The organism is Salicola sp. AFF1 (genome assembly GCF_056783195.1).
Genome location: NZ_JBXAYL010000136.1, coordinates 1 through 420, shown reverse-complemented (window position 1 = coordinate 420; position 420 = coordinate 1). Strand labels below are relative to the sequence as shown.

The 420-nt window shown below is 60.5% G+C and carries 1 protein-coding gene; it reads left to right on the top strand.

The features are described from left to right. Nucleotides 1-118 precede the first annotated feature (118 nt). The coding region (locus AC1RQI_RS17070) for an RHS repeat-associated core domain-containing protein (protein WP_481905810.1) at nt 119-420 on the top strand (302 nt) is incomplete at its 3' end.

Genomic DNA, 420 nt, shown 5'->3' with positions numbered 1-420 from the left:
CGGGCGCTTCTTAAAACAATAACCGCATCAACGAGTTAGCGATGATGCGGCCAAAATCGCGTCTGGGTTCGCTGAATTCTACATCCGAGACCCGAAGACCGACGCGCCGCTACTGACGTTGATCGACGGCAAGCCTTATCACTACGAACTCGACTGGCGCGGCATGCCGATCCGGCTCTGGAGCGGGGAGGGCGAGCTTGTCTGGCAGGCCAATGCGGATGCCTGGGGCAATTGTGACCCGAGCACGCCCAGCGGTCCTATTCACCAGCCCATAAGGCTCCCGGGGCAGTTTGAGGACGAACTGACAGGGCTCTACCACAACCGGTTCCGGGACTACGATCCCGAAACAGGGCGCTACCTGACCCCGGACCCGATAGGCATCAAGGGAGGCCTGAACAGCTACCGCTACACGCCCAATCC